This window comes from Candidatus Jordarchaeum sp. (genome assembly GCF_052745115.1).
Genome location: NZ_JBRAKS010000511.1, coordinates 1 through 1,991 on the forward strand (window position 1 = coordinate 1; position 1,991 = coordinate 1,991).

Consider the following 1,991-nt stretch of genomic DNA (forward strand, 5'->3'; position numbering starts at 1 on the left):
AAGTCCAAGAATGGTATTATTTATCATTAAATCTTTCTACTGTTGTGAACCCTACTGGAAAGACCAGGAAAGAGCAATACACTAAAAAACATACAATATGCAATCATTCAAAAATCCAATTTTCACTTTTATTTATTTTTTTAAATAAATTAACCCATTTCGTTTGCCATAGAGTTTAATAATCTATAATAGTTCTTATGCTTAAGAATTTTTAATCCAACCAAAGAGCCCTGCATACAAAATTAACGGAGGATAATGGTTGAGTTTTAATTTCAAGCCAATCGGAGTAATTAGAACGCCTTACATCGATAGGGGACCTTTTCAACCTGTAGAAAGTGAGGAGGGAGAATTCAAGATTATACTTGACCCCAAGTATAAAGAAGGACTAAAGGAACTCGAACATTTCAACTACATTTACGTCATTTTCTGTTTGCACAGAGCGGGAAGCAGTGAATCTTTGAGTGCATTTCCCCCGTGGTGTGGCGGGAAAAGTGTTGGCGTGTTTGCTAGTAGATCCCCTTTTAGACCAAATCCGATAGGTCTAAGCATTGTGCGTATCAAAAAAATAGTTGATAATATAATCCACACAACTTGTATAGATGCACTGGACGAGACTCCCCTACTTGACATTAAACCCTACATTAAAACTGTGGACTGTAAAAACAAGGCAAATAATGGATGGTTCGAAAAATACGGAGGAGAGGGGCCCCTAAAAAAATATTTATCAAGCGAAAAATAATATTGAATGGTAACCATATGTTATTAAAAAAATAAAATTTAGAGGAGATGAAACTATGAGTGGTAGAGGCAGAGGCAGAGGTAGAGCAGGAGGTGCTGGTAGAGGTAGAATGGGAGGTCCCTACGCTGCGGGTCCTGGAGGAAATTGTGTTTGTCCCAGTTGTGGAAACAAGGTACCTCACCAGGCGGGAGTTCCCTGCACTAATGTAAGCTGCCCCAAGTGCGGCACTAAAATGATAAGAGAGTAAGTTGCTTTAATCGATTTTCTCTTCTACCTTATTTTTTTCAGGAGGTGTTTTTAATCCGAAAAGATTATATCCACTTTAATCCGAATCGATTATATCAATTTGAAAAATTCGCATTTATTGAAAAGGTCTCCACTTGCCTTAAATGAAGGAGTAATATGCTTAAAAGGGGATTAAAATGACCACTGAACCTTATCGCATTGATGTCCATCACCACATGGTTCCTCGTGATTATGTTAAATCCCTGAATAGCCTGGGTATCACTAAAACATCAGGAGTGACTTTTCCCCAATGGTCCGAAACCGAGATGCTTCAGGTAATGGACCGTAATGGCATAAGCGCAGCGATCACTTCAATGTCTTCACCCGGCGTCTATTTTGGCGATCCTGCATTTGCCCGCGGCTTGGCAAGGCAATGCAATGAGATCTCTGCAAAGTTGGTGCGTGATAATCCCCAGCGTCTCGGGGCTTTCGCAACCTTGCCATTGCCAGATTTAGAAGCGACTCTTGACGAAATAGACTACGCAATGGATACACTGGGCCTCGATGGTGTAGTATTGATGACCAACTTTGGCGGACGGTATTTAGGTGACCCGCTGTTTGAAACAGTTTTTGAGGAACTCAATCGCAGAAAAGCAGTTGTCTTTGTTCACCCCACGGATCCAGCCGGCGGTAATGCTATCGGTCTCGATGTACCCTACTCTTTGTACGAGTTTACTTTTGACACTACCCGTGCAATAACAAATCTGATTTACAGCGGCACCCTGGAACGCAATCCAGAAGTTCGTTTTATTTTTTCACACGCAGGAGGAACTATTCCTTTCCTTGCCTGGCGAATTTCTTTGGGCCTATTTATGATACCCAATGCTGCAAAGAATGCACCTCAAGGTTTTATCAGCTATCTTAAAAGATTATATTATGAAACTGCACTTTCAACCACTCCTCATGCCTTGCGATCCCTTCAAGAATTGGTAGACCGTTGTCCGAAACTTACCCCTTTAGGACACCG

The 1,991-nt window shown here is 41.1% G+C and carries 3 protein-coding genes; all 3 read left to right on the forward strand.

The annotated features are described in order from the left end of the window. The first annotated feature begins 259 nt into the window (after positions 1-259). Complete coding sequence (gene tsaA / locus ACUVXA_RS20255; RefSeq protein ID WP_445873104.1) at positions 260-739, forward strand: tRNA (N6-threonylcarbamoyladenosine(37)-N6)-methyltransferase TrmO; 480 nt, start codon at positions 260-262, stop codon at positions 737-739. Positions 740-794: 55 nt separating this feature from the next. After that, complete coding sequence (locus ACUVXA_RS20260) at positions 795-986, forward strand: hypothetical protein (protein ID WP_445873105.1); 192 nt, start codon at positions 795-797, stop codon at positions 984-986. Positions 987-1,161: 175 nt separating this feature from the next. Then, a partial coding sequence (locus ACUVXA_RS20265; protein WP_445873106.1) for an amidohydrolase family protein occupies positions 1,162-1,991 on the forward strand: 830 nt, incomplete at its 3' end.

Coding starts and splice junctions, on each gene's coding strand:
- ACUVXA_RS20260 (WP_445873105.1), top strand. CDS start 795: ATGAGTGGTAGAGGCAGAGGCAGAGGTAGAGCAGGAGGTGCTGGTAGA.